This is a genomic window from Janthinobacterium sp. GL_088, assembly GCF_057837845.1.
This window is the reverse complement of the sequence record NZ_CM174453.1, coordinates 1,999,925-2,026,295: the sequence shown is the minus strand read 5'-3', so window position 1 is coordinate 2,026,295 and position 26,371 is coordinate 1,999,925. Positions and strand designations below refer to the sequence as shown.

The following is a 26,371-nucleotide window of genomic DNA, read 5'->3' as shown; positions in this document are numbered from 1 at the left end:
CCTTAAGCTCATGGCAACTGTTTCCACACCGACACTAATCGAGCCAAAAGGACACCGCCTTGTATCCGCGCCATTCAACCGACTCCCTTTCCCTTCCCGCCACGCCGCTGCGCGCCATCGTGCTGGCCTGCGCCATGCTGGGCACCGCTCCCGCCTGGGCCCAGGACGCGCAAGCCACCGCCAGCACAGGCACAGGCACCACCGCTGAAACGGCCGGCGCCAGCATCGACCAGGTCACCGTCGTCGGCTCGCGCGCGCGCAATCGCACGGTGTTCGACAGCAGCGTGCCCATCGACCGCTTCGGCGCGCGCGAAGTGAGCAATGCGCTGGCGACGGGCGATGTGGGCGCGGCCCTGCAAAACCTGTCGCCGTCGATCAACTTCCCCCGCATCGAGTCGAGCGGCGCGTCGGACTCCGTGCGCGGCATCCAGTTGCGGGGATTGGCGCCGGACCAGGTGCTGGTGCTGATCAACGGCAAGCGCCGCCACACGAGCGCCGTGCTCGACACGGAAAGCAGCTTTGCCGGCACCGTGCCGGTCGACATCAATGCCATTCCGCCCAACGCCATCGACCACATCGAAATCCTGCGCGACGGCGCCGGCGCCCAGTACGGCAGCGACGCCGTGGCGGGCGTCATCAACATCGTGCTGAAAAAGGCGCGTACGGGCGGTGCCGCTTCCATCAGCTATGGCGCCAACCATACGCATTTCGACCCGACCGATCAAACCCTGACGGATGGCCAGACCGTCATCGTCAACGCCGACTATGGCGTGCCGCTGGGCGAAGCGGGCTTCTTCCGCTTCGGCGCCGAAACACGGCACCGCTCGCCGACGGAACGGGCCGGCCCCAGCGACGCGGGCTGGACTTCCTACAACTTCACGCCAGCGGACCAGGCCCTCGACAGCAAGGTGGTGTTCAAGTCGGGCGACTCGCGCCAGCGCAACAACTATTTGTTCTACAACACCCAGCTCACCCTGGCCAACGGCCTGGACCTGTACTCGTTTGCCACCCTCAACGAACGCAAATCGGACGGCAGCGCCTACTTCCGCTATCCGGGCGACCCGTCGAACGTACTGGCCCTGTATCCGAACGGCTACCGCCCCGTCACCAATGGCGACAAGCGCGACCTCAGCATCGTGGCCGGCGTGCGCGGCAGCGCGGGCGAGTGGAACTGGGACGCCAGCGCGCGCCACGGCAGCGACCGCTTTGACTACGGCGTGAGCCACTCCGTCAACGCCTCGCTGGGCGCGGCCAGCCCCACGCGTTTCAAGCTGGCCGGTTTCGACTTCCGCCAGAACGCCTTGAACATCGATGCCACGCGCAGCATCGACATCGGCTTGCCCGCCCCCTTGAGCGTGGCGGTGGGCGCCGAGTGGATGCGGGAAACCTACACCAGCTCGGCCGGCGACCCTGCCTCGTACGCGGCCGGCAGCTTCACGGACGCGCCACCGGGCGCGCAGGCGGGACCGGGCCTGCGTCCATCGGATGCCTATGACGGCAGTCGGCAAATCCGCTCCGTGTATGCGGACGTGGAAAGCGATCTCACGCCGCGCCTGCTGGTGGGCGCCGCCGCCCGCTATTCCGACTACAGCGACTTCGGCAGTGCCAGCACGGGCAAGCTGTCCACGCGCTATAAAGTGACGGAGAACTTTCTTGTGCGCGGTTCGCTGTCAAACAGCTTCCGCGCGCCGGCCCTCGTGCAGACGGGCTTCCGCTTTGCCACACTGAACTTCAACGCCGATGGCACGGCCCTGCAAACGGCGGCCCTGCTGCCGGCCAGCGACCCGCTGGCGCGCAGCTTCGGCGCGCAACAGCTGAAACCTGAAAAATCGACCAACGTCTCGCTGGGCTTGGCCTGGAAACCGGCCGCCGCCACCAGCGTGACGGTAGATGCCTACGTGATCCGCATCCGCGACCGCATCACGCGCTCGAGCGACTTGCAAAGCGACACCGTCACGGCCTACCTGGCCGCCAATAACCGCAGCGACATCCAGTCCGTGGCCTACCTGGCCAATTTGCTCGACACGCGGACCAAAGGCCTGGACGTGGTGCTGAACCACGACCTGACGTTCACCTCAGGCAAGCTGAACCTGAATGCGGCGCTGAACCTGAACAAGACCAGCCTCGACAAGGTGCACCAGAGTTCCGCCGCGCTATCCAATATCGATCCCAGTCTGACCCTGCTGACGGAGACGAGTTTGTTCCGCATCAAACATGCGTCACCCGCCAGCAAATTGATCCTCGGTGCCGACTGGCAAGCGGCCGGCTGGGGTGTGCAGGCGCGCGCCACGCGCTTTGGCGAGCTGAAAGATTTTTCCTACGACAGCGATGCCCCCCTGATCGACGGCATCCCCGCGCAACGCTTCGGCGCCGTCTGGTCGCTGGACCTGGAGGGTCAGTTAAAACTGAGCAAGCAGCTGACCCTGAGCGTGGGCGGCAACAACATCCTCGACCGCTATCCGCAGCGCGTACGGGAAACGAATAACGCCACGTATGGCGGCGCCCTGCCCTACAATTTCATCAACCCCATCGGCGTGAACGGCGCGTATTTCTACGCCAAACTCAGCTACACCTACTAAGACACGGAAAGCGCACATGATCATCAAGAAAATATCCCACCTCGTCGCCGGCGCCTGCCTGAGCGCCCTCCTGCTGTCGTCCGCCCAGGCTGGCGCGCCGCTGGTGCTGATGACGGACTTCGGCACGGCCGACGGCGCCGTGTCGGCCATGCATGGCGTGGCCTATGGCGTCGATCCGCAGCTGACCATTTCGGACCTGACGCACCAGATTCCCGACTACGACATCTGGCTGGGCGCCTACCGCTTGTACCAGACGGCCAATTACTGGCCGCAAGGCACGGTGTTTGTTTCCGTCATCGATCCGGGCGTGGGCACGACGCGCAAGTCGGTGGTGCTGAAAACCAAGGGCGGGCGCTACTTCGTGGGGCCGGACAATGGCCTGTTCACCCTGATCGCCGAACGCGACGGCGTGGCCGAACTGCGCGAAATCGATGAAAAGGTCAATCGCCTGGCGGGCTCCGCCGAGTCGTACACCTTCCATGGCCGCGACGTGTACGCGTATGTGGGTGCGCGCCTGGCATCGGGCGCCATCACGTATGAACAGGTAGGCCCGCAATTGCCGAGCGAATCAGTAGTCAAGATTGCGTATCAAAAGCCTGTGCGCGACGGCAATACCATCCGTGGCATCGTGCCCGTACTCGACGTCAAGTATGGCAATGTGTGGACGAATATCCCGAAATCGCTGCTCGACGAATTGCAGGTGAAACTGCATGATCCGCTGCAAGTGCGCATCTTGCACAAGGGCAAGCAAGTGGCCAAGGTGACGGCGCCATTCGAACACACATTTGGCGGCGTCGCCAAGGGCAAGCCGCTGGTCTACCTGAACAGCCTGCTCGACGTGGCTGTTGCCATCAGCCAGGGTGACTTTGCTGCCAAGCACCACGTCGAGTCGGGCGTGGATTGGGAAGTGGAAGTCAGCAAGGTCCCTGCCGCCAAATAAACCACCCGAACACGGCCAGGGCATCCTGTCCTGGCCCATCTCGTATCCCATGCGGGTTTGCGCTACGTCAAACGCAGCGCTCTCCCCGCCTCCGCCAGCACCACACCTGTGCAAGTCCGGTGAACCTGTACCGGCCCACCTACTCTAATCCTTGCAAGCGATGCCAGCCTTGTTCCAGATACGCAATCTGGCGAGGCATGCGTTTCCACGACAGTCTTACACTGAAAAGGAACAATCATGACGGCTCCACTCCTGACCACCAGCAAGCTCGTCCTTGGTAGCGCCATCGTCTGCGCGTTGCTGGGCGGTTGCAACAAACGCAATGACACCAGCACCACCGCCACGCCCGCCGCCACCGCGCCGGCAACGCCGCCCGCCACCAGCGGCACGTCCGGCACCACGGGCACCACCAACCCGGACACGCCAGCCGCCACGCCTGGCATGGCACCAGGCACCACCACCAATCCCGATGGCACTACCACGCCACCCTCGACCACGCCGCCTCAAAATGGCACGACACCAGGAACAGGCATAGGGACAAGCACTACGTCGCCACCACGCAACAGCTAGCCCCCTTGCCAGACGAGCAGGCAAAAAAAGAGCCTTCCGAGGAAGGCTCTTGAAATACCACTGCGCAGCGTGAGCTGGCCTTGGCCCGGTATTACTTTTGCAGGCTGACCGACGCTGCTTTCGGCGTGCGGCGTCCCATCAGGAACAGCACGGCCTTTTTCAGCATGCGGTAGACGAAACGCACCAGCAGCAAGGTCAGTACGCACTCGACCAGGGTCAGGATCATGGCCACGGCGACGGGCATGCGCGCGGCGCGGCGGTGGAACTTGGCCACGGCGCCATCGCGGGCGATTTCTATGCTGTCATAGAAGGTCGGCACGACCAGCAAGGTCAAAATCGTCGAGGTGATGGTGCCGCCGATGATGGCGATCGCCAATGGACGGTAGAACTCGCCGCCCTCGCCCAGGCCCAGTGCCACGGGGAACATGCCGGCGATCAGCGCAAACGTCGTCATCAGGATGGGGCGCAGACGCATGCGGCCTGCATACATCAGCGCATCTTCGCGGCCATGGCCCTCTTCCTCGCGCTTGCGCGCCGCGTCCAGCAGCAGGATGGCGTTCTTGGCGACCAGGCCCATCAGCATGATGATACCGATAAAGCTCATCAGGTTGAGGGTGTTGTTCGTGATCACCAGCGCCACCACCACGCCGATCAAACTGAGCGGTAAGGACATCATCACGGCCACGGGCGCCGTGAAGGAACCGAATTGCATGACCAGGATCAAATACATCAGGCCGATACCCATCACCAGCGCGATCAGCATTTCCGTGAACAACTCTTGCTGGTCCTGGCCGGCGCCACCGAGCGCCAGGCCGTAGCCGGGCGGGAAATCGATGGAGTTGGCCAGTTTCATGGCGTCGCTCGTCACTTCGCCATTCGAGCGGCCTTGCGCATTGGCCGATACGGTAATCGTGCGCTTGCCATTCTTGTGCTCGATGCCGGACGGGCCCTTGCCCATGGTAATGGTGGCGATCTGGTCGAGCGGCACCATTTGCGACGTGCCCGTCACGCTGATCGGCAGGCGCTCGATGTTTTCCGATGCCACACGGTCGTCAGGGTGCAGACGGACGGCCACGTCGCGCGTTTCGCCCGTCGGATCGACCCAGTCGCCCACTTCCACGCCGGCAAACGCCACGCGCAACGATTGCGCCGCGTCATTGACGGAAATGCCCATCGAGTTGGCCAGGCCACGGTTGAGCTCGATCTGCAGCTCATTCTTTGGGTCTTGCTCGGACAAGCCCACATCGACGGCGCCAGGAATGGCGCGCAGCTTGTCCATATAGGCATTCGTGATTTCCATGAGCTTGCGCGAATCGGGACCCGTGAACTCCACCTGGATCGGCTTTTGCGAACCATTGCTCAAGTCATCCTGCACCACGTATTCGGCACCGACCAGGCGTGACATCTTCTCGCGCAGCTCGACCGCGATTTCCTTGGCCGAACGCTTGCGGGTGTTGCGCTTGCCGATATCGACATACACGCGTCCGCCGCCCGCATTGATGGAGCTGTTGGTGTCCTTGGTTTCAGGCAAGGAACGCGCCAGCACGGCCGCCGCTTCCAGTTTCAGGCGCGAATACTCGATGCTGCTTGACGATGGCGTGCGCACATTGATCATCAAGTTGCCCGAATCGGATGCCGGCAAGAAACTCGTGCCGCCATGCGTAGCGTGCAGAACAATAGCGCCCACCAGGCTGCCGAAGGCAATGACGGCCATCCAGCGGCGGTGATGCAGGGCCCAGGCGATCACGCGGCCATAGCGGTCGGCCTGATGGTCGAACCAGTGGTTGAATTTTTCCAGCACGCGGCCGATACCTTTTTTCGGCGCCGAGTGTTCCTCGACCGGGTCGCCCCAGTAGGCCGACAGCATCGGGTCGAGCGTAAACGAGATGCCCAGGCTGACGAGCACCGAACACGTCACCGTCAAGGCAAACGGACGGAACCATTCGCCGGAGATACCGGGCATGAAGGCCACGGGGATGAAGACGGCGATGATGGAGAAGGTCGTGGCGGCCACGGCCATACCGATCTCGGCCGTGCCTTCCAGCGCGGCCGTGCGGCGATCCTTGCCCATCTGCATGTGGCGCACGATGTTTTCACGCACCACGATGGCGTCATCGATCAGCACGCCAATGGCCAGCGACAGGCCCAGCAGGGTCATGAAGTTCAGGGTAAAGCCGCACAGCCACACGGCAATGAAGGCGGCAATCACGGACGTCGGCAGGCTCAGTGCCGTAATCAAGGTGGAACGCCACGAGTTCAAGAAGGCGTAGACGACGAAGATCGTCAGCACGGCGCCCAGCACCAGCGATTCGATCACGTTGTTCAAGCTATGCTGGGCGTTTTCGCCGCCGTCGCGCGTCACTTGCAGGATCGTGCCTTTCGGCAAGGTCTTGTTGATTTCCGCCACCATGTCGCGGATCTTGTTGGCCACACTGACGGTGGAGGCGTCGCGCACGCGGGTGATCGAAATGCCCACGTTAGGCTTGCCGCTGCGCATGCTCAGGCTGTTGACTTCGGCAAAGCCATCTTCGATGGTGGCCACTTGCGCCAGGCGCACGATTTCCTCGCCGCGGCGCTTGATCACCACTTTCTCGAAGTCGCTTGGCGACTCGATGCGGCCCACGAGGCGGATGCTTTTCTCGTCCAGGGTGCCGCGCACCTTGCCCACCGGGGCATTCGTGTTCTGGTTGCGCAAGGCGGTGACGACATCGCTGACGGAAACATTGTATTCGCGCAACTTTTCCGCCCGCAGCAGCACGGACAGTTCGCGCTTGAGCGATCCGCCCACGTTGACCAGCGCCACGCCATCGACGGTGCGGAAGCGGTCCGACAGCACGTCTTCGGCCAGGCGCGAAATTTCCGCATGGCTTTGCGTATTCGACGACAGCGCCAGCTGCATGATCGGCTCGGCCGCCGGGTCGATGCGCTGCAAGATGGGCTCGCGCATTTCCGTCGGCAACTTGTAGCGCACGGCGGCAATCGCATTGCGGATATTGTCGGACGCTTCGATCAAATTGGTATTGAAGGAAAACTTCAGGAAGATGCTGGCTGAACCTTCATTCGAATCGCTGTTGACTTCGGTCACGCCGGAAATACTTTGCAGCGACTTTTCCAGGCGGTTCACCACTTCGCGCTCGACCGTATCGGGCGAGGCGCCAGGGTAAGGAATACTGACGACGATGAAGGGCACTTCGACATCCGGGTTCTGGTTGACGCGCAATTTCTTGAGCGCCAGCAAGCCGACGCACATCATGGCCAGGATCAGGACGATGGTGGCGGTGGGCCGCTTGATACTGAAATCGGAAAGGAACATGGCTTAGTTTCCTTTACCGGCAACGGCGGTGCTGCTGCTGGCCACGGCGGCGGCTGGCACGGCCTTGGCGGCCGTCAATTCCACTTTCTGACCATCCTTGAAGGTGGAACCGGGCGTGCGCAGCACGGTGTCGCCACTGGCCAGGCCGCTTTGCACTTCCCACTGGCCCGTGCGCACGTCGCGCGCACCGATGTGCAATGTGACTTTATGCAAAGCCTTGTCCTTGACTTTCCACGTGTACGTGACGTCGCCCGCCTTTACCAGGGCCGAGTCGGGGATCATCAGCGCGCTGACGGTTTCCGTCTCGATGCGCCCTTCCGCATACAGGCCGGCCACGCGCGGCTGTTCCTTGTCGTTGAAATCGACCAGCACGGCCACCTGGCGCGTGACGGCATTGGCGGCCGGATCGACGCGGCGCACCTTGCCCGCAAAATCCTGGCCTGGATAACCATTGATGCGGAACAGCACGGGCTGGCCCACCTTGACGACGCCGATCTTGTCGGCCGACACCAGGCCTTCGAGGCGCATGCTGGTTGGATCGATGACCTTGATCAACTCCTTGCCGATTTGCGCCGTATCGCCATTCGATACCTTGCGCTCGCTCACGATGCCGTCGAACGGCGCACGCACGAGGGTGCGCTGCAACTGCTGGCGGGCTTGCACGGCGCGGCTTTTCGCGGCGGACAAATCGCTTTGCGCATTATTGCGGCGAATTTCCGCGTCTTCCAGCGCCTGCGTCGACGTCATGCCCGAAGCGCGCAGGGTTTTCATGCGCTGGAACATGCGTTCGGACTGCTCCAGCACCTGGCTGGCGGCACGGCTGGCTTCCTCGGCCGAATTGAGGCTGTCGCGGATGGACGTTTCATCCAGGCGCACCAGCACGTCGCCCCGCTTGACGACTTCACCGTTTTCCTTCAGTACCTGGAGCACTACGGCCGATACTTCGGCGCGCAAGTCCGCGTTGCGCTCAGGCTGCACGGAACCGGTGATGACAGGCCCCGACGCCAGCGCATTGCTCTGGATGGTCAACAGGTCTTCCGGGGATACCAGCAAATTGACGGCAGCGCCCGCCTGTTCCTTGGCATTCTTGCCGCCCTTGCCGGGATCTTTGGACTCTTTGCCGCAGGCGGCCAGGGCAGAAGCGATTGCCAGAACAAACAGGGTTTTGCGCAACATGGGTAATTCTCCGGATAGATAGCACCACTACCGTTCCTGCTGCCCGGATAGGGCTGCAAGCGATAGCAAGCATAATATTTTTATTAAAACCACAAGCGCCAAAGTATCCATGAGCGCGTCCGGGCATGTCAATCGGCGGCTTCCTGTAATGCTTTAATGAATGGATGAAACGTAGTTTTTACGCCCTGAAACGCAAAACCCCGCCTTGAAGCGGGGTTTTGCGTTTCAGGGGAAGCGAACTTAGCGGGCAAACACGGTGTTGATCAGGAAACCGATGGCCACGCCCGTGCACAGGCCGCCGGCGATTTCCACCAGGGTATGACCCATACGCTCGCGCAAGGTCTTGTGCGCGGGGCTGGCAGCTTCCCCGGCCAGGCGGTTGATGGCCGCCGCCTGCTTGCCCACGTGCTGGCGCAGGCTGTTGGCGTCGATGATGACGATGAAGGCCAAGGTCACGGCCACGCCAAAGGCGGGATGGCCTATGCCTTCGCGCAAGGCGATCAGGGTTGCCATGCTGGAAACAACGGCGCTATGGTTGCTGGGAAAGCCGCCATTGCCGACCAGGCCGAACGCCCATTGCCGCGTGCGGACACTGTTGATCAGGAATTTGATCGGTCCGACCAGGATCCAGGCGATCAGGGGCGTGACGAGGTAAGCGATATCCACGGGGTATTCCTTCTTATATATATGTAGAGAATGTGTCAGGGGCTGCGGCAGCCAGACAAGCGCGCCGCAATTATCGCAGATCAGCCGCGCCAGCAGAACTGTCTATCGCCGACCTATAAAACGCCGCCCCAGGCGGCAACTAATATAAAATCATGGCATATACAACAATTGACGTATATCAACACTGAGTGCGGCGCGCACAGCGGCGCGGATAATCAAACGTCTTTCACACTTGCAACGGGGTACTCATGCGGCATTTCAGAATTTCCTTTTTAGTCACTTTTATCCTGATGGCGGTGTCAGGCTGGTGGGGTTACAGCCATGGCGGCATGCCAGGCATGATCCAGGCGCTGTGGATCACGGGCGTGCTGGGCATCATGGAAGTATCGCTGTCGTTCGACAATGCCGTGGTAAATGCCTCGGTCTTGCGTCACTGGAATGAATTCTGGCAAAAACTGTTCTTGACGGTCGGTATCCTCGTGGCCGTCTTCGGCATGCGGTTGCTGTTTCCACTGGTCATCGTTTCCGTCGCTACGGGCCTGGGCCTGGTCGACGTGTGGACCATGGCCACCACGACGCCCGATGTGTACGCCAAGCACCTGACGGACAACCATGCGCAAGTGGCGGCCTTCGGTGGCGCCTTCCTGCTGCTGGTGTTCCTGAACTTCCTGTTCGACGATGAAAAAGAGTTGCACTGGCTGGGCTGGGCCGAGGAAAAAGTCAATGCGCTGGGCACCGAAAGCCTGGCCGTTCTGATCACCATGGGTGCCGTGGCCGCCTGCGTGGCAATGGGTCCCGTGGACGAAAAGTATAGCGTGCTCGCGTCTGGCATCGTCGGCATCGCCGTCTACATCGGCGTGAACTGGATCAGCGGCTTGCTGGAAGAAGGCGAACCGGACTTGCAGGATGACGACGAGGAAGGCGCCGCGCCAGCCAGGAACGGCAATGGCGACCTCGTGAAAACGGTGGCGCGCGGCAGCATCGGCGGCTTCCTGTACCTGGAAGTGCTGGATGCCTCGTTCAGCTTTGACGGCGTGATCGGCGCGTTCGCCATCACCAACGACGTGGTCATCATCATGCTGGGCCTGGCCATCGGCGCCATGTTCGTGCGCTCGATGACGGTGTACCTGGTGCACAAGGGCACCCTGGACGAATTCGTCTACCTCGAGCACGGCGCCCATTATGCGATCGGCATCCTCGCCTTGATCATGCTGGCGTCCGTCAAGTACCATATTCCGGAGTGGTTCACGGGCCTGTCGGGCGTGGCCTTCATCCTGGTCTCGCTGTGGTCATCCTTGCGTTATCGCAAACGGCACGCGGCACAAGCTTGAAATCGGGGGTTCCGCCCCCAATTGAAAGAGTAATGGCACGAGCGCCTGGCGCTCATCCCATGAAGGAATGTTTGCACTTAATTACTAAAGGAGCACCACATGGCAATCAGTTTGCAAAAAGGCGGCAACGTCAACCTGAGCAAGGAAGCACCAAACCTGAAGAAGATCATCGTCGGCCTCGGCTGGGATCCTCGTTCGACGGACGGCGCCACCTTCGACCTTGACGGTAGCGCGTTTCTCCTGAAAAGCGACGGCAAAGTCCGTGGCGACTCTGACTTCATCTTCTACAACAACCTGAAGTCGACCGACGGTTCCGTCGTGCACACGGGTGACAACACGACGGGCGAAGGCGAAGGCGACGATGAGCGCATCGAAATCGACCTGACCCGCGTGCCGGCCGACATCGACCGCATCAGCATCACCGTCACCATTCACGACGCCGACGCGCGCCGCCAGAACTTCGGCATGGTGTCGAAAGCCTTCATCCGCTGCCTGAACGCGGAAGGCGAAAAAGAAATCGCCCGCTACGACCTGTCCGAAGACAGCTCGACGGAAACGGCGATGATCTTTGGCGAAATCTACCGCTACAACGGCGAATGGAAGTTCAAGGCCATCGGCCAGGGCTTCAACGGCGGCCTGGGCCCTCTGGCCCGTTCCTTCGGTGTGAATGCCTAAACGTTTTATGCGCTAAACACAGCCGCCTGGACGTACTCAGGCGGCTTTTTTTTGGAGATTTATCATGCCAGTATTTAGTGTCACGGGCGACGTCGATCCTTTCCTCCACGTCAGCATGAAACAGGGCGAAACCATCTATTGCGAATCCGATGCGATGGTGATGATGGAAACGGCGCTGGACTTGAAAGGCAAGATGACGGGCGGCCTGGGCAGCGCCATCATGCGCCGCTTCGCGAATGGCGAATCGTTCTTCCAGCAGCACATCGAAGCGGTGCGCGGCAGCGGCGACTGCCTGCTCTCGCCGACCCTGCCGGGTGCCATCGAAGTGGTCGACGTGGGCGCGCGCCAGTACCTGCTCAACGACGGCGCCTTTGTCGCCGCCACTGCGGGCACGGAAATGAAGGTGCGCACGCAAAGCATCGGCAACGCGCTGTTCGCCCAGTCGGGCGGCTTCTTCGTCATGGAGACGGCCGGCACGGGGCAGGTGGTGGTGTCGGGCTTCGGCTCCATGTTCCAGCTCGACGTCGAGCCGGGCAAGGACGTCGTGATCGACAATTCCCACGTGGTCTGCTGGGACAATAGCCTGAAATACGAGATTTCCGTGACCACGGGCGGCGGCGCCAGCGGCGGCGGCATCGGCGGTTTCCTCGGCAATATCGTCAACAGCGTCACCAGCGGCGAAGGCATCGTGCTGCGCTTTTCCGGCTCGGGCAAGGTGTTCATCTGCTCGCGCAACCGCGATGCATTCTTAAAATGGACAGCCAGCGGCAAAGCTAGTTAGAGGCACCTGACCAAACCTACTGCGCGTCGGCATAGGCGGCCTGCGATGCTCACCGTACTTGAGTACGGTTGCGCTTCTCGGCCACCTCTTCCTTCCGCTCGCTACGGTTTTGTCAGGCGCTGTTAGTTTGCTGCTCAACGTTGTAGTTCAAAAAAATCTAAGGCCAGGTTAAGTCTGGCCGTTTAGAATCCCCGCGCGCGCACCTGCGCGCGGCTTCCCCTATTTCCACCCGGTCCCCGTACATGCAAAGAGTCTGGTTCAACAAAACATTTTCCTCGGTCGGCACGGCCATGCGCCTGATCCGCGAGGCCGATATGGCCGCGACAAGCGGTGCGCCCCGCTATCACCTCGTGTGCAGCAATACGAACGCGCACGCGGCCGCCTTCCTGTCGGCCCACGAATACGCGGTCGAACCGTCGGGCCTGACGGGCCTCAATTATGTCGAGTGGTGCCTGGAATTTTGCCGCGAACGCAACATCACGATTTTCTGGCCCGGCAAGGAAGCGGGCCTGATCGGCAGCGCCAGCGCGCGCTTCGCCGCCATCGGCACGCGCGTGCTCAGCGTGGCCAGCGAAGAGACGCTGACCCTGATGCACGACAAGGCGCGCTTCTGCGACGGCCTCGATCTGCCCATGGCGCGCCCGGCCGACTACCGCGCCGTGACGACCATCACGGAATACGACGCCGCCTACGCCGAACTGCGCCCGCTGCATCGCAAGCTGTGCATCAAGCCGTCCGAATCCGTGTATGCCCTGGGCTTTGCCATTCTCGATGAAGAGCGTTCGAGCGCCCAGCTGTTGCTGGCCGGCGCCGCCTACCAGATCAATGCGCAGGAGCTGCGCAATGGCCTCGCGCAAATGGCATCGTTCAAGACCCTGCTGCTGATGGAATACCTTGACGGCCACGAATACAGCGCCGACTGCGTCGCCGACCAGGGCAAGCTCATTTGCGCCGTGCCGCGCAAGAAGCTGCACGGGGGCGGCAGCGGTCAGCTGATCGAGCTGCGCGCCGACTTGCTGGCGGCCTGCGACAAACTGGCGCGCGACTACCGCCTGAATGGCGTCTTCAACGTCCAGTTCCGCGAAGGCGCGAACGGCCTGGCTTTGTTGGAAATCAACCCGCGCATGTCGGGAGGCATCGGCATGGCTTGCGCGGCCGGCCCCAACCTGCCCTACCTGGCGCTGGCCGGCTTCGACCAGGGCTTTGACAAGCTCACCGTGCCCGCCATCCACGAAGGCATGCGCGTGGGCGAAGCCGCCTACGCCGTGGAGCTGCCATGAACGTCGTCAAGCAGCAGATGCCCACGGGCGAGCTGACCCTCAAAGTGGACGAGGCGCGCTTTCCGCTGGACTGGCTGATCGGCTTTGCCGCGCGCGCCAACGCCAAACGGGGCTTCCTGTTCCTGTCCAAGGTGCTGGGCAAGCACTGGCCCGTCACGCCGCGCGCCATGCAAACCATCCACGACGACCTGGCCGCGCAGATCCCCCCCAGCCTGCCCGGTCCCGTCGTCTTCATCGCCATGGCGGAAACGGCCGTCGGCCTGGGCCAGGGCGTGTTCGAGGCGTGGCTGCGCGCCAATCCGAACGGCAAGGCCCTGTTTTTGCACAGCTCGCGCTACCGCGTGGGCAGCGTGCCTTTTTTCGAATTCGAGGAATCGCACAGCCACGCGCCGCGCCAGTTTCTGCATTTGTCGGACGCTGCCAGCGCGCTGTTTTCCACCGCCCGCAGCCTGGTGCTGATCGACGATGAAGCGTCGACCGGCAACACCTTCGCCAACCTGGTGCAAGTGTGCCGCGCGCGCTATCCGCAACTGGAAAAGCTGCACCTGGGCGTGATCACCAATTTCATGGGCCAGGCCGCCAACGCGGGCTTGAGTGAGCGTTTCGGCCTACCCACCAGCATAGGCGCAGCCTTGTCCGGCCACTACGCCTTCCAGGCCGGCGCTGCGCCTGCTCCCGTGGCGGCCAGCGCGCAGCGTTTCGAGGCGAATGCGGAACGGGGCGCCAGCCCGGCGTTCGGCCGCATCGGCGTGGGACGCGCCTTGACGCCGCCGCAAGGCCTGGCGGTGCAGCTGGCGCAGGAAATCGGCGCCGGCGACTCCGTGCTGGTGCTGGGCACGGGCGAATTCATGCACCCGTCATTCTTGCTGGCGCGCGAACTCGAAGCGCTGGGCAAGAACGTCGTGGTGCAGTCGACCACGCGCTCGCCGATCCTGTCATGGGGCTCCGTCAGCCACATCGTCAACTGCGACGACAACTACGGCGAAGGCATCGCCAATTACCTGTACAACGTGGCGCCTGGCCAGTACCAGCACGTTTTCATCTGCCATGAAACCCCGGCCAGCCCGGCCCTCATGCAACTCGCCGGCCAGTTGAATGGCCGCCTGTTCCACTTTCAGTCAGAGACCAAAATTGAAGAAATTCCTGTTTGTTGATCTGGACGACACACTGTTCCAGACCCCTAAGAAATGCCCCGGCGAGACCGATTTGCAAGCGGCCGCGTATTTGAAAAATGGCGATGCCTGCTCGTTTACGACGGCGCGCCAGCGCGCCTTCTTTGAGTTTGCGCAAAGCGGCATGACCCTGATCCCCGCCACGGCGAGAAATGGCGACGCCTTCCGCCGCGTCGACCTGCCGTTCACCAGCTACAGCGTGCTCGATTACGGCGGCATCGTGCTGCAGCCGGGCGGCGCGCTCGACGCGGGCTGGCTGTCCCTGATGCAGAACGACATGCAGACGGCCTTGCCCGGTCTGCGGGACGCCATGCGCATCATCGACGATTTCCAGGTCAAGACGGGCATGCCCTCGCGCGCGCGCCTGATCGAGGACTACAACACGCCGTTCTACATCGTCGTCAAGGACCATGAAGCGCGCGGCGAACGCCTGGCCGACATCGAAGAACAAGTGCTGCAGCAGTGGATCGCAACCGAAGGCGCCGACTACTTCATCCACCGCAATGGCAACAACCTGGCCGTGCTGCCGAAGACCTTGAACAAGGCGCGCGCCGTCGCCTACCTGCGCGCGGAACTGGAAGCCGAACATGGCCCCATCGTCAGCTTCGGCATGGGCGACAGCCGCTCGGACGCGCGCTTCATGGCCGCCTGCGACTACGCCATCATCCCCAACGGCACCCAGCTGGCGGCACTCACGGTGGCGGCGCTATGACCGACGGCAAGCAGCACTTCAGCGGCAGCTACCGCCAGGAAGACGTGGAGTTTCTGCTGACGCCCATGGCGCTTGAACCGATCCTCGACCTGGCCGAAAAAGAGCGCCTGATCCAGTCGGGCCAGCGCCACTACAGCGAAATGCTGTCGCCAGAGTCCCTGCCTTCGCCCGCCTACCTGGCGCTGTTCCAGAGCGCGTTCGCGGCCAACCGGCTGCAAATGGCGCGCGACTGCCTGCGCCTGGCGGCCCTGATCGCGGCGCGCCGCACGGGCCCCATCACGCTGGTGTCGCTGGCGCGCGCCGGCACGCCCGTGGGCGTCATCCTGGGCCACCTGCTGCGCCAGGTGTTCCAGCGCGAGTGCAGCCACTATTCCGTCTCCATCATCCGCGACCGCGGCATCGACGCGAATGCCCTGCACCACATCCTGGCGCACGGCCATGCGGCCGACTCCATCGTCTTCGTCGACGGCTGGACGGGCAAGGGCGTGATTTCGCGCGAACTGCGCCAGACGGTCAACGACTTCAATGCGGCGCATGGCACGGCGATCGACGGCGGCCTGTTCGTGCTGTCCGACCTGGCCGGCACGGCCGCCTGCGCCGCCTCGGCCAGCGACTACCTGATCCCGTCGAGCATCTTGAATGCCACCGTCTCGGGCCTCGTCAGCCGCTCCGTGTTGAATGATGCCATCGGCCCGGACGACTTCCATGGCTGCGTGTACTACGCGCAGTTCGAAGCGCACGACCAGTCGCGCGCTTTCGCCGACGGCCTGGTGGCCGACGCCGTGGCGATTGCCGCCAGCAGCGGCATCCCGCTGGCCGAAGCGAGCGATGCGCCAGCCATGGCGGCCCGCTCGCAAGCCTACATGGCCGCCGCGCAGCAGGAATACGGCATCAGCGACATCAATCTGATCAAGCCAGGCATCGGCGAAGCGACGCGCGTACTGCTGCGCCGCGTGCCCGAGCGCCTGATCGTGCGCGACACGAATGCGCCGGACGTGGCACATTTGCTGCTTCTGGCGCAGGAAAAAGCCATACCCGTCACAGTAGAACCGGCGCTGCCTTACCAGGCGGTCGCCCTAATCAGGAGCGCAGTCGATGGATAACAACTCCCTACATCCACAAAGTGAGCATAAGGCGGCGCTGGGCGCCTCCATGTATGTGCCGACCACGCACAAGGACTTGCTGGCGATCGCCAATGGCGACAAATTCAGCCATTTGCGCTCGGTGATCCTTTGCACCGAAGACGCCATCGCGGAACGCGACCTCAGTTACGCGCTGTTCAATTTGTCGCTGGCGCTGCAAAACATGTGCGACGAATCGGATACACTGCGCTTCGTGCGCGTGCGTAATCTCGAGGTGCTGACGCGCGTGCTGGGCATGCCCGGTGCCGACAAATTGAGCGGCTTCGTGCTGCCGAAATCCACGCGCCACAACTTCGCCGCGTATTTCGAGCTGGTGCTCCACACGCATCACTTGCTGATGCCGACGCTGGAAACGGCGGAAGTGTTCGACGACGAAGAAATGAAGCAGTTCCGCATCATGCTGTCCGCGCCGGAAGTGCGGCGCCGCATCCTGGCCCTGCGCATTGGCGGCAACGATCTGTTGGCCCTGCTGGGACTGCGCCGCCCTACCAGCGGCACCATCTATCAAACGCCGCTGGGCCAGGTCATCGGCCGCCTGGTGACGATCTTCAAGCCGCACGGCTTCCAGCTGACGGCGCCCGTCTTCGAGCACCTGTCGCAGGGCAGCTGGCTCGATGCCGAAGTGGCGCAGGACATGGCGCACGGCATGATCGCCAAGACGGCCATCCACCCGGACCAGGTGCCGCAGATCGAGCGCCACTACCAGGTGGCGCAGTCGGACATCGAACTGGCGCTGCGCATCATCGACCCGGACAGCCCGGCCGTGTTCCGCATGCAGGAATCGATGTGCGAAGTGGCGACCCATTCCAGCTGGGCGCAGCGCATCATCGAGCAGGCGCGCCTGTTCGGCATCCGCCATGCGGCCGACACGGCTCCGGCGCACGTACCGACTACCTCATTGACTCAACTCTCAAGCGACGAAGGGATTGCACGACCATGACCAATTTCACACGCGGACAAAAAGGCAAACTGGCGGACCTGGGCTTGAATGGCCCGTTTGCCGTCACGCTCGATATCGTTTCGGGTTCGATGGAAGTGGATGTCAGTTGCTTCGGCGTCGATGCGGCCGGCAAGCTGTCGGACGACCGCTACATGGTCTTCTTCAACCAGAAAAGCGCGCCGGACAACGCCATCACGGTGGACTTGAACGGTCCCCGCTCCACCTTCCAGGTCGACCTGGCCCGCCTGCCCGCCTCGATCGACAAGCTGGTGTTCACGGCGGCGACGGAACAGGGCAGCATGCGCGCACTGGGCAACTCCAGCATGGCGCTGGGCCAGGCAGCCACGTTCGCCTTCACGGGCAACGACTTCCAGGACGAAAAAGCCGTCATCATCGGCGAACTGTATCGCCGCGACGGCAGCTGGCGCTTCGGCGCCGTGGGCCAGGGCTTCGCCGGCGGCCTGGCGGCGCTGCTGAAGCACTTCGGCGGCAGCGAGGCGGCGCAATCGGCTCCTGCCCCTGCACCGATTCCCGTCCCCACGCCAGCGGCCCCGCCGCCGGCGAATAAAATCTCGCTGTCGAAAATTCGCCTGGAAAAACGCGGCGACAAGATTTCGCTCGACAAGCGCGACAGCGGCGGCTATGGCCGCATCCGGGTCAACCTGAACTGGAATCAGAACGCGTCGCAAGGCCAGGCGCCCGCCTCGAAGCTGGACACGGGCTTCCTCGGCAAGCTGTTCAACAAACCGGCCGGCCGTTCGGGCGGCATCGACCTCGATATCGGCTGCCTGTTCGAAATGAGCGGCGGGGCCAAGAGCGCCGTGCAGGCGCTGGGCAACAGCTGGGGCGCCTACGACCGTCCGCCGTATATCCACCTGGAAGGCGACGACCGCACGGGCAGCATCAGCAGCGGCGAAAACATCTTCATCAACGGCACCCATTTCGACCAGATCAAGCGCGTGCTCGTCTACGCCTTCATCTACGAAGGCGTGCCGAACTGGGCCGCCACCGATGGCGTCGTGACGATCGAAATTCCCGGCCAGCCGACCGTCGAAGTGCGCCTCGACAGCGATAGCCAGCACGCCATGTGCGCCATCGCCATGCTGGAAAACCACGGCGGCAACCTGCAGGTGACAAAATTGGTGGAATACTTCGGCGGCCAAGGTAAAATCACGGCGCACCAGGCCATGGACGAAAGATATAACTTTGGTCTGAACTGGAAAGCCGGCCGCAAGGACTGATCCTTTTACCTAAACAACCCTACCATGACCCCTACGACCAAAAAAGTCACCTTCGCCTTCGCCATCTTCCTCGTGGCCGGCTTCCTGCTGCTGGCAGCCTACACGTGGATGGCCCTCAGCTTCTCGTACTCGGAAGGCGAACGGGCGGGCTACCTGCAAAAGTTCTCCAAGCGGGGCTGGATTTGCAAGACATGGGAGGGTGAATTGCTGCTCACCGCGCTGCCGGGCACCATCCCGGAAAAATTCCAGTTCAGCGTGCGCGATGAAGAGGTGGCCAAGCAACTGTCGGCCGCCGCCGGCAAGCGCATCCTCGTCACCTACAGCCAGCACAAGGGCGTGCCCACGCAATGCTTCGGCGAGACGGAATATTTTGCCGATAAGGTCGTATTGAGCCAGTAATACCTCCATTCCAGCAGTCCCGCGCCGGCCGGCCATTCCAGGCCGGCGCCTCACACATTCTCACTTTTCTTATACACTAGTGACGAGTTCTGGCCAATACAGCTTACAAATGTAGCCAATGTGCAAGATTCTTGCACAATCGCATGATCCCCGCCAGACGACCTTTAGCGTGTATTCACCTGTCACTGGAACCGTCATGCGCCTGCCATTCACCATCCTGGCCCTGCTGGCCGCCTCGCTCCCCCTTTCCGCCCAGGCACAGGACTTGTCCGGCATGGCCGGCGCCCTGAAAGTCAATTCGACCAATGAGCGCACCTTTGTGGCCGCCGTCAGCTACACCCAGCCGGTGGGCAACTACAGCGCCGTCAGCCTGTCGTATATCAACGAAGGGCACCCGGAAGACCACCACCGCGACGGCATGGCGGGCCAGGTCTGGCTGCGCACGAAAAAAGTGGAGCAAGGCCTGATGCTGGGCGCCGGCGTGGGCCGCTACTTCTTCTTCGACACGGCCAGGACGGACGACGGCCTCCACAACTTCGACAATGACCATGGCTGGGGTTCCATCGTCAGCCTGCAGGCGCGCTGGCAGTTCGACAACCGCTGGTATGCGCAAGCACAGCTCAACCGTATCAAGCCCGATGGCAAGGACAACACCACGCACCTGTTGATCGGCGCCGGCTACCGCTATGATGGGGTGCCGGGCGCCAAGCTGCACTTGCAGAACTGGGCGTACGACGACACCTTGACTTTATCGACCGGCCACACCATCGTCAACAGCTTGCGCTCCGAGTCCTCGCGCCCGTTCACCCTCGAATACCGGCGCGCGGCGGGAAAATACGTGGACTGGACGGTCAGCGCGCTCGATGAAGGCAGCACGGTGCTGGCGCACCGGCGCGGCGCGGCGGCCCAGCTGTGGCTGATCCGCTCGCTCAATGAAAAGGTGGAATTCGGCATGGGCGCCGGCCCGTACGTGGCCTGGGACGGCCGCGACACCCAGGGCCACGACACGCGCCTGACAGGCTTGCTGTCAGCCGTGGCCCGCTACCACGTCAACCGCCGCTGGGTGGCGCAAGTGGCGTGGAACCGCGTGGTAACGGATTACCACCGCGATGCGGATGTGTTGCTGGTGGGCGTGGGCAGGAAGTTTTGAGGGAAACGTAAAGGCTTGCTCTTCCGCTAAAGTAACGATACCGGACAAAACCGTAGCGAGCGGCAGTGATTTGTGGCCGAGAAGCGCAACCGTACTCTAGTACGGTGAGCATCGCCGGGCGCAAAGCGCGCAGCGCAGTAGGTTTGGTTCGGTATCCAGCTCAGCGCGAACGCCAGACGGCGCCAGCGTCATTCGGCTGCGTCAATCTCTCGATCACTTCGCGCGTCAAACTGGCCGAGCTGACTTGTTCGGCTTTCGCGCGGGCGGCGGTCAAGGAGTTGGAAAAGACGGTTTGTGGCTGCTCCAGGCTGGCGCGCAGCGCGGCCAGTTCGCGTTCCTGCTGCTGCGCGCGCGCCGTTTCCATCTCCAGCAACTGCTGCTTGGCCTCGGCCATCGCGCGCGTCGTCTCGGCTGCCTTGCGCTGCAGGGCGGCGTGGGCCTGCGCACTGGCCAGCAAGGTTTGCTGCGCGGCGAGCTTTTCGCTGGCGGCCTGCTGCGCGGCCAGTTCCAGCTGCTCGCGCTGGCGCATGGCGTCGAGCGCCTGCTGTTCCATGGCGGCGCGCGCTTCGGCTGCCGCCGTCGCCTGCTTTTCGACTTCCAGGCGGCCGGCGATGGCTTGCGAGGCGCGTTCTTCGGCGCTGCTGGTCTGGCGCTGCTGCACCAGTTTTTGCGCGATCAGGGCCAGCGACTCGCGTTCGGCGGCGACGAAATCGCGCTCGGACGCCAGCAGCGCATCGGCCGCTTGCGCCTTGTCTTCTTCCACTCGGGCGCGCTCGCTATGCACCTGTCCCAGCTCCACGGCCAGGCGCGCCTGCGCCTGCACGGCTTGCGCTGCAGCCGCTTTCTGTTCGCCTTCGACCAGCGCCTGGTCCATCAAAATACGGATGGCGTCCGCTTCCTTTTGCGCAGCTTCCCGCAAGGCCTGTTCGGCCGCCTGCTGGCCGCGCAGCAGTTCCGCTTGCGCGCCTTCGGCGGCGATCCGTTCCTGCGCCGCGTTGCACGCCAGCGCTTCCGCTTCCAGTTTTTCTTTCAAGGCGGTGATGGCGGCTTGTTCCGCGGCCAGGCGCTCCTGCTCCGCCTGCAGCAACTGCTCTGCCTGCCGGGCTTTTTCCTGCGCCAGTTGCGATGCTTGCGCCTGCGCGGCCAATGTGGCCTGGCCGGCATCGACCTCGGCCTGCTCGGCTTCGTTCTGGCTGGCGGCCAGTTCCGCCGCCTGGCGCGCCAGTTCGGCCCGTTCATGCGCCAGGCTGGCGGCGCGCTGCTGCTCTTCCAGTTCGCGCGCTGCCGCAACGGCGGCGGCCTGCTCGGCCGCTTCGCGTGCCTTGGTCTGTTCCAGTGCGGCCGTTTCCGCTTCCAGCTTGGCGTGGCCGGCGATTTCCGCATCCTGTTCAGCCGTCACACGGGCCAGCGCCACGGCGCGCAGCTGGCGGTCCACCTCGATGCGCGCTTCGGTGGCGGCAAGGATGCGCACGTCGGCATCGCGGCGTGCCTGCGCGCTGGCCACGGCGACCATTTCCAGGCGCTCGCGGTGGATGGCCGCGTCGCGCAATTCCTTTTCCGTCTGCAGGCGCAGACGCAGGGACTGCGCTGCATGGCGTTCCGATTCCGCCTGCGCCAGCGCGATAGCTTCGCGTTCCTGTTCCAGGTGCGCCAGCGCGCGCGCTTCTTCCAGGGCGCGCACTTCGGCGGCGGCGCGGTTGAAGGCCGATTCCAGCGCGATCTGGTCGGCGCGCTCGCGCTGCACCGTCAAGTCCAGCGCTTCGCTTTCCGCTTCGGCCAGCATCTGCGCCGTCTGGCGCGCACCGTGGGCATGGCGCTCGCGTTCACGCGCCAGCACGGCGACTCGTGCGTCAGCCGAGGCGATGCCCACCATTTCTTCCTTGGCCGCCTGCACGGCGGCGACGCGCTCGACGGCCTGCAGGCGCGCCTGCTCCGTCTGCACCTGCAATTCCTCGGCGGCGCGGGCGGCCTGCTCGGCCAGTTCCGACTGCACGGCCACTTGCTCGCTGGCGCGCAAGCGGCTTTCCTGCTCGGCGCGCGAACGCTGTTCGGCGGCCAGGCGGATTTCATTGTCGGACTCCACGCGGGCGCGCAGTTCGGCCGTCTCCTGCTTGACGGCTTCCAGGCGGGCCACGCTGGCTTGCGCGGCAGCGCGCATGGTGTCGAGACGTTCGCGGTTGGCGGCGATCGCTTCTTCGGCTGCCTGCGCATTTTGCTGTGCGGCGGCGGCGGCGGCCGCGTCGATGGCGGCGCGGTCCTCGGCCAGCGAGCGCACGCGCGCCTCGGCCAGCGCGCGGCTTTCGGCGGCGCAGGTGGCCTTCGCTTCCGCTTCCACGCGGGCAATCGCCTCGTGGATGGCTTTCAATTCCATTTTCTGGCGTTCGGCGGCGGGCGCCCTGGCATCGGCTTCGGCTGCCGGCTCGGCTTGCGGTTCGGCGTGCAATTCAGGCGTGATGGTGACAGCTGGCGCCTCGGCCTTGCGCTCCAGGTCCTTGAAATCATGCAGCGAGACCATGCTGTCCTGGTCGAACTCGTCGTCGGCGGAATACGCGACGGTGAGGGAGGCGGCCTGGCGCTGATTTTGCTGTGCTTGCATGATTTCTCGCTTATTCGGGTGAATTCCGTTGCTTATAGGAATTTATTACCACCATTATCGAACAGGCATGCACAAATCAGCACGGCAAGAAGAGCGCCTTTTACCACGCTTTTCGGACGTTTAGGTCAAATGGGCCACAATGGCGCTTCGTCCATCAGCGCCACCTGCTCCCTGAGTTCAAGGATGCGGTCCTGCCAGTAGCGCTGCGTATTGAACCACGGGAAGGCGACGGGGAAAGCGGGGTCGTCCCAGCGGCGCGCCAGCCAGGCTGAATAATGGATCAGGCGCAGGGTGCGCAGCGCTTCGACCAAGTACAGCTGGCGCGGGTCGAAATCGCAAAAATCCTCATAGCCGGCCAGGATGTCGCTCATCTGGCGCACCATGTCGCCCCGCTCGCCCGACAGCATCATCCACAGGTCCTGGATGGCCGGGCCCATGCGGCTGTCGTCGAAATCGACGAAATGGGGGCCGGCATCCGTCCACAGCACGTTGCCGCCATGGCAATCGCCATGCGTGCGCAGCATGGCCACGTCGCCCGCGCGGTCATAGCAGCGCTTGACGCCGTCGAGCGCCTGCTGCGCCACGCTGGAATAGGCGGCCAGCAGTTCGGGCGGCAGGAAATTGCCTTCCAATAGAAACTCGCGCGGTTCGACGCCAAACGTCTGGTGGTCGAGCGCCGGCCGCTCCTTGTAGGTGGACAGCGCGCCGACGGCGTGGATGCGGCCGATGAAGCGCCCTATCCATTCCAGGGTCGCCGGGTCGTCCAGCTCGGGCGCGCGGCCGCCGTGGCGGGGGAAGACGGCAAAGCGGAAGCCCTGGTATTGGTGCAGGGTGCTGCCATGGATTTCCAGCGCCGGCACCACCTGGATTTCGCGCTCGACCAGCTCGGACACGAACGCGTGTTCTTCCAGGATGGCCGTATCGCTCCAGCGCGCGGGACGGTAAAACTTGGCCACCAGGGGCGCGCTGTCTTCGATGCCCACCTGGTAGACGCGGTTTTCATAGCTGTTCAGGGCCAGCAGACGGCCATCGCCGCGCAGTCCCACGCTGTCGAGCGCGTCGAGCACGCAATCGGGGCTCAGGGCGGAAAAGGGATGGACGGGCCGGTCGTCCTCGTGCGGCTGGTTTTCATTGTGCATAAGCGACATTGTAAGGCGCGCGCGGGCCGCCGGTGCAAACACTTCGGCGGCAAGCCGCAGCAAAGCGTATACTGGCGCCTTACATTCAAGAAAAGAGCAAGCCATGCAACTCGAACAACCACTATCAGAAAAAGAATTCGACGAATTAGACCAATTCCTGTTGTCGGAGCGCTGCTCCGAGGACGCGATGACCATGGATATGCTGCACGGCTATCTGACGGCCGTCGCCATCGGCCCGGAACCGATCATGCCGGCCGAATGGTTGCCGCGCGTGTGGGGCGAAGATGCCGAAGATGCGCCAAAATTCAAGAACAGCAAGGAAGAAGAACGCATCGTCAACCTGATCATGCGCTTCATGAATGAAGTGCTGGTGACGTTTGAAGTAGCACCGAAAGAATTCGAAGCCCTGTTCGTCGAGCACGACTACGAAGGCCAGACCCTGATCGACGCCGAAGCCTGGTGCTGGGGCTTCTGGGACGGCATGGAACTGCGTCCCGGCTCGTGGAATGAAATCTGGGATTCCGAAGTGGCCGAGCTGATGCAGCCAATCTACCTGCTGGGTGCCGACGAAATCAAGGAAGAAGAACTGAAACTGGTGGAAGACCCGGTCAAGGCGCACAAGCTGGCGCAGGAACTGGAAGCGAACCTGCCGGCCATCCACCGTTTCTGGGTACCGCGCCGCAAGGCACCGGTGCAAACCATGAAGCGCGAAGAGCCAAAAGTGGGCCGCAACGACGACTGCCCTTGCGGCAGCGGCAAGAAGTTCAAGAAATGCTGCGGCGCCGAGCCGGCAGCAGAGTAATACGCGAATAGGTAACTAGTCACGAGAACGCCGGGCACCGTCCCGGCGTTTTGCATTTGCGCGTCCCCGATTGCATCCGCCCCGACACTTCGCCTATAATTGCGAATAATTCTTATTTGCATTACTGCCGCATGGCAGCCGAACTCCTGGAGGCATCCATGCCGCTGGCCCATCCCCTATCCACTGCAGACACCCCGGTGCAGACGCTGTATGGCGAGCACCACGGCTGGCTGCTGGGCTGGTTGCGCAAAAAGCTGAACAACCAGCACCAGGCTGCCGACCTCACGCACGACACCTTCGCACGCCTGCTGGGCGCACCCGCACCAAGCAGCCCCGGCGCGCTGGCGCTGCGCTCGCCGCGCGCCTACCTGACCACCATCGCGCGCGGTCTGATGATCGACAGCTTCCGCCGCGCCGACCTGGAGCAAGCCTACCTGGCGGACCTGGCGGCCCTGCCGCCGGCGCTGCATCCTTCGCCCGAAGAACGGCTGCTGGCGCTGCAGACGCTCGAAGCGGTGGGCCGCATGCTCGACGCCATGACGCCCAAAACCCGCCAGGCCTGGCTGCTGAGCCGTCTCGATGGACTGGCGCATGCCGACATCGCCGCGCAAATGAAAATCTCGGTGCCGCGCGTGCGGCAATACCTGGCCAATGCCGCGCGCCTGGCCTATCAGCTGCAATTTGGCGAGGCGCGCTGACATGCATGCCCATGCTCCCGTACCAGCCAGTGTGCTGGACCAGGCGATCGCCTGGCAGTTGTTGCTCGGTTCAGGCACGGCCAGCGCAGCGGACCGGCAGGGCTTGCAAGCCTGGCTGGAACAGGCGGCGGAGCATGCGCGGGCCTGGCGGCAGCTGGGGCAAATCGACCAGCAACTGGCGCCGGCCACCGGCCCGGCCACCCGCACGCTGTTGCTCAAGCGCGGCAAACGGCGCCTGGCGCAGCCCGCGCGCGTGGCAGCAGCGACAGCGCTCGCGGTCATGCTGACGATCATGCTGGCCGCCGGCATCGGCAGCATCCATCACGTGCAGCCGCTGGACCTGCTGGCCGACTACCACACCGGCACGGGCGAGCGCCGCAGCGTGCTGCTGCCCGACGGGAGCGTGCTGCACCTCAATACCGGCAGCGCCGTGGACCTGGCATTCGACAGCCACGAACGCGGCGTGATGCTGCGCAGCGGCGAGATCGCCATCGATACGAGCCATGGCGGCAACGACAGCGGGCGTCCCTTTATCGTGCATACGCCGGATGGCAGTTTGCGCGCGCTGGGCACCAGCTTCATCGTGCGCCGCCTCGACGAGGGCGGCACGCGCCTGACGGTGACGCGCTTTTCCGTCGCCGCCCGTCCGACCAGCTGCGCGCCGCAGCCGCAAGTGCCGTGCGCCCAGGAGCGCATCGTGCGCCAGGGCGAAACCGTGCGCCTGCACGACGGCGTGGTCGGCCTGCCCGCCCCGGCCGACGGCAATGCCGACGCCTGGAAAGACGGCATGCTGGTGGTGGAGAACCAGCCGCTGGGCGCCGTGGTGGCCGAAATCGCCCGCTATCACCACGGCTACCTGCACGTGACGCCCGAGGCGGCGCGCCTGCGCGTGAGCGGCGCCCTGCCCCTGGGCGACAGCGGCGCCGCGCTGCTGGCCTTGAGCGCGGCCGTGCCGGTGGAAGTGTCGACCACTGCCCGCTGGTGGAGCACGGTGCGCATGCGGCGTGAAGACAAATAAAAGTCATCTTGCCCCTCTCACTTTCGCGGTCTGGCACGGCAAGGAAGGGAA

22 protein-coding genes are annotated in these 26,371 nt (G+C 63.5%); 17 read left to right on the top strand and 5 right to left on the bottom strand.

The annotated features are described in order from the left end of the window. Positions 1-59 precede the first annotated feature (59 nt). The 3 genes from AC3IQ7_RS09175 to AC3IQ7_RS09165 all read left to right on the top strand — a co-directional run bounded on the left by AC3IQ7_RS09175 (position 60) and on the right by AC3IQ7_RS09165 (position 4,089). Positions 60-2,579 carry a TonB-dependent receptor plug domain-containing protein gene (locus AC3IQ7_RS09175; RefSeq protein ID WP_489209111.1) on the top strand — a complete coding sequence of 840 codons (2,520 nt, stop codon included), beginning with the start codon at positions 60-62 and terminating at the stop codon, positions 2,577-2,579. A 16-nt stretch (positions 2,580-2,595) separates the two neighbouring features. Next, positions 2,596-3,519 (top strand): SAM hydrolase/SAM-dependent halogenase family protein, encoded by a 924-nt coding sequence (locus tag AC3IQ7_RS09170; RefSeq protein WP_489209109.1) that lies wholly within the window; start codon positions 2,596-2,598, stop codon positions 3,517-3,519. Between the two features lie 237 nt (positions 3,520-3,756). After that, on the top strand, positions 3,757-4,089 hold the full coding sequence (locus AC3IQ7_RS09165) for a hypothetical protein (protein WP_158301370.1): 333 nt from the start codon (positions 3,757-3,759) through the stop codon (positions 4,087-4,089). A gap of 91 nt (positions 4,090-4,180) precedes the next feature. Here AC3IQ7_RS09165 and AC3IQ7_RS09160 read toward each other — a convergent pair whose 3' ends face one another. The 3 genes from AC3IQ7_RS09160 to AC3IQ7_RS09150 all read right to left on the bottom strand — a co-directional run bounded on the left by AC3IQ7_RS09160 (position 4,181) and on the right by AC3IQ7_RS09150 (position 9,244). Continuing rightward, positions 4,181-7,402, bottom strand: a complete 3,222-nt coding sequence (locus AC3IQ7_RS09160; RefSeq protein WP_099380488.1) for an efflux RND transporter permease subunit — start codon at positions 7,400-7,402, stop codon at positions 4,181-4,183. 3 nt (positions 7,403-7,405) lie between these two features. Further along, positions 7,406-8,578: an efflux RND transporter periplasmic adaptor subunit gene (locus AC3IQ7_RS09155; RefSeq protein WP_099380489.1), complete on the bottom strand. Its 1,173-nt coding sequence runs from the start codon at positions 8,576-8,578 to the stop codon at positions 7,406-7,408. A 240-nt stretch (positions 8,579-8,818) separates the two neighbouring features. Then, positions 8,819-9,244, bottom strand: coding sequence for a divergent PAP2 family protein (locus tag AC3IQ7_RS09150; protein ID WP_099380490.1), 426 nt, complete (start codon positions 9,242-9,244; stop codon positions 8,819-8,821). A 248-nt stretch (positions 9,245-9,492) separates the two neighbouring features. Between AC3IQ7_RS09150 and AC3IQ7_RS09145 the strand changes: the two genes are divergently transcribed. The 11 genes from AC3IQ7_RS09145 to AC3IQ7_RS09095 all read left to right on the top strand — a co-directional run bounded on the left by AC3IQ7_RS09145 (position 9,493) and on the right by AC3IQ7_RS09095 (position 20,067). After that, a complete protein-coding gene (locus AC3IQ7_RS09145; RefSeq protein ID WP_099380491.1) occupies positions 9,493-10,575 on the top strand; it encodes a DUF475 domain-containing protein in 1,083 nt (360 codons plus the stop codon). A 99-nt stretch (positions 10,576-10,674) separates the two neighbouring features. Beyond that, the gene (locus AC3IQ7_RS09140) at positions 10,675-11,250 is read left to right on the top strand and encodes a TerD family protein (protein ID WP_046682304.1); all 576 of its coding nucleotides are present in this window, start codon (positions 10,675-10,677) and stop codon (positions 11,248-11,250) included. A gap of 64 nt (positions 11,251-11,314) precedes the next feature. After that, positions 11,315-12,031, top strand: a complete 717-nt coding sequence (locus tag AC3IQ7_RS09135) for a TIGR00266 family protein (RefSeq protein ID WP_099380492.1) — start codon at positions 11,315-11,317, stop codon at positions 12,029-12,031. A gap of 242 nt (positions 12,032-12,273) precedes the next feature. Further along, positions 12,274-13,311 carry an ATP-grasp domain-containing protein gene (locus AC3IQ7_RS09130; RefSeq protein WP_489209101.1) on the top strand — a complete coding sequence of 346 codons (1,038 nt, stop codon included), beginning with the start codon at positions 12,274-12,276 and terminating at the stop codon, positions 13,309-13,311. After that, a complete protein-coding gene (locus tag AC3IQ7_RS09125) occupies positions 13,308-14,465 on the top strand; it encodes a phosphoribosyltransferase domain-containing protein (protein ID WP_099380494.1) in 1,158 nt (385 codons plus the stop codon). Before AC3IQ7_RS09130 ends, AC3IQ7_RS09125 begins: the two co-directional genes overlap by 4 nt. After that, positions 14,443-15,195: an HAD family hydrolase gene (locus tag AC3IQ7_RS09120; RefSeq protein WP_099380495.1), complete on the top strand. Its 753-nt coding sequence runs from the start codon at positions 14,443-14,445 to the stop codon at positions 15,193-15,195. The genes AC3IQ7_RS09125 and AC3IQ7_RS09120 overlap by 23 nt, the downstream gene beginning before the upstream one ends. Further along, on the top strand, positions 15,192-16,298 hold the full coding sequence (locus AC3IQ7_RS09115) for a cysteine protease StiP family protein (protein WP_099380496.1): 1,107 nt from the start codon (positions 15,192-15,194) through the stop codon (positions 16,296-16,298). Before AC3IQ7_RS09120 ends, AC3IQ7_RS09115 begins: the two co-directional genes overlap by 4 nt. Further along, positions 16,291-17,277, top strand: a complete 987-nt coding sequence (locus AC3IQ7_RS09110; protein WP_489209098.1) for an HpcH/HpaI aldolase/citrate lyase family protein — start codon at positions 16,291-16,293, stop codon at positions 17,275-17,277. The genes AC3IQ7_RS09115 and AC3IQ7_RS09110 overlap by 8 nt, the downstream gene beginning before the upstream one ends. Next, the gene (locus tag AC3IQ7_RS09105; RefSeq protein WP_099380498.1) at positions 17,274-18,518 is read left to right on the top strand and encodes a TerD family protein; all 1,245 of its coding nucleotides are present in this window, start codon (positions 17,274-17,276) and stop codon (positions 18,516-18,518) included. The genes AC3IQ7_RS09110 and AC3IQ7_RS09105 overlap by 4 nt, the downstream gene beginning before the upstream one ends. 24 nt (positions 18,519-18,542) lie before the next feature. Beyond that, the gene (locus AC3IQ7_RS09100; protein WP_070224711.1) at positions 18,543-18,917 is read left to right on the top strand and encodes a DUF8785 domain-containing protein; all 375 of its coding nucleotides are present in this window, start codon (positions 18,543-18,545) and stop codon (positions 18,915-18,917) included. Positions 18,918-19,113: 196 nt separating this feature from the next. Beyond that, a complete protein-coding gene (locus tag AC3IQ7_RS09095) occupies positions 19,114-20,067 on the top strand; it encodes a hypothetical protein (RefSeq protein WP_322429120.1) in 954 nt (317 codons plus the stop codon). 160 nt (positions 20,068-20,227) lie between these two features. Here AC3IQ7_RS09095 and AC3IQ7_RS09090 read toward each other — a convergent pair whose 3' ends face one another. Together AC3IQ7_RS09090 and AC3IQ7_RS09085 are read right to left on the bottom strand one after the other, a co-directional pair. Next, the gene (locus AC3IQ7_RS09090) at positions 20,228-22,663 is read right to left on the bottom strand and encodes a coiled-coil domain-containing protein (RefSeq protein ID WP_489209096.1); all 2,436 of its coding nucleotides are present in this window, start codon (positions 22,661-22,663) and stop codon (positions 20,228-20,230) included. Positions 22,664-22,788: 125 nt separating this feature from the next. Further along, the gene (locus tag AC3IQ7_RS09085; protein WP_176382357.1) at positions 22,789-23,802 is read right to left on the bottom strand and encodes a serine/threonine protein kinase; all 1,014 of its coding nucleotides are present in this window, start codon (positions 23,800-23,802) and stop codon (positions 22,789-22,791) included. Between the two features lie 103 nt (positions 23,803-23,905). Here AC3IQ7_RS09085 and AC3IQ7_RS09080 point away from each other — a divergent pair, with 103 nt between their 5' ends. The 3 genes from AC3IQ7_RS09080 (at position 23,906) to AC3IQ7_RS09070 (ending at position 26,320) form a co-directional block, all read left to right on the top strand. After that, positions 23,906-24,604, top strand: coding sequence for a UPF0149 family protein (locus AC3IQ7_RS09080; RefSeq protein WP_034785080.1), 699 nt, complete (start codon positions 23,906-23,908; stop codon positions 24,602-24,604). A gap of 131 nt (positions 24,605-24,735) precedes the next feature. Then, the gene (locus tag AC3IQ7_RS09075) at positions 24,736-25,302 is read left to right on the top strand and encodes a sigma-70 family RNA polymerase sigma factor (RefSeq protein ID WP_489209093.1); all 567 of its coding nucleotides are present in this window, start codon (positions 24,736-24,738) and stop codon (positions 25,300-25,302) included. A gap of 1 nt (position 25,303) precedes the next feature. After that, positions 25,304-26,320: a FecR domain-containing protein gene (locus AC3IQ7_RS09070; protein ID WP_099380501.1), complete on the top strand. Its 1,017-nt coding sequence runs from the start codon at positions 25,304-25,306 to the stop codon at positions 26,318-26,320. The last annotated feature ends 51 nt before the right edge of the window (positions 26,321-26,371 follow it).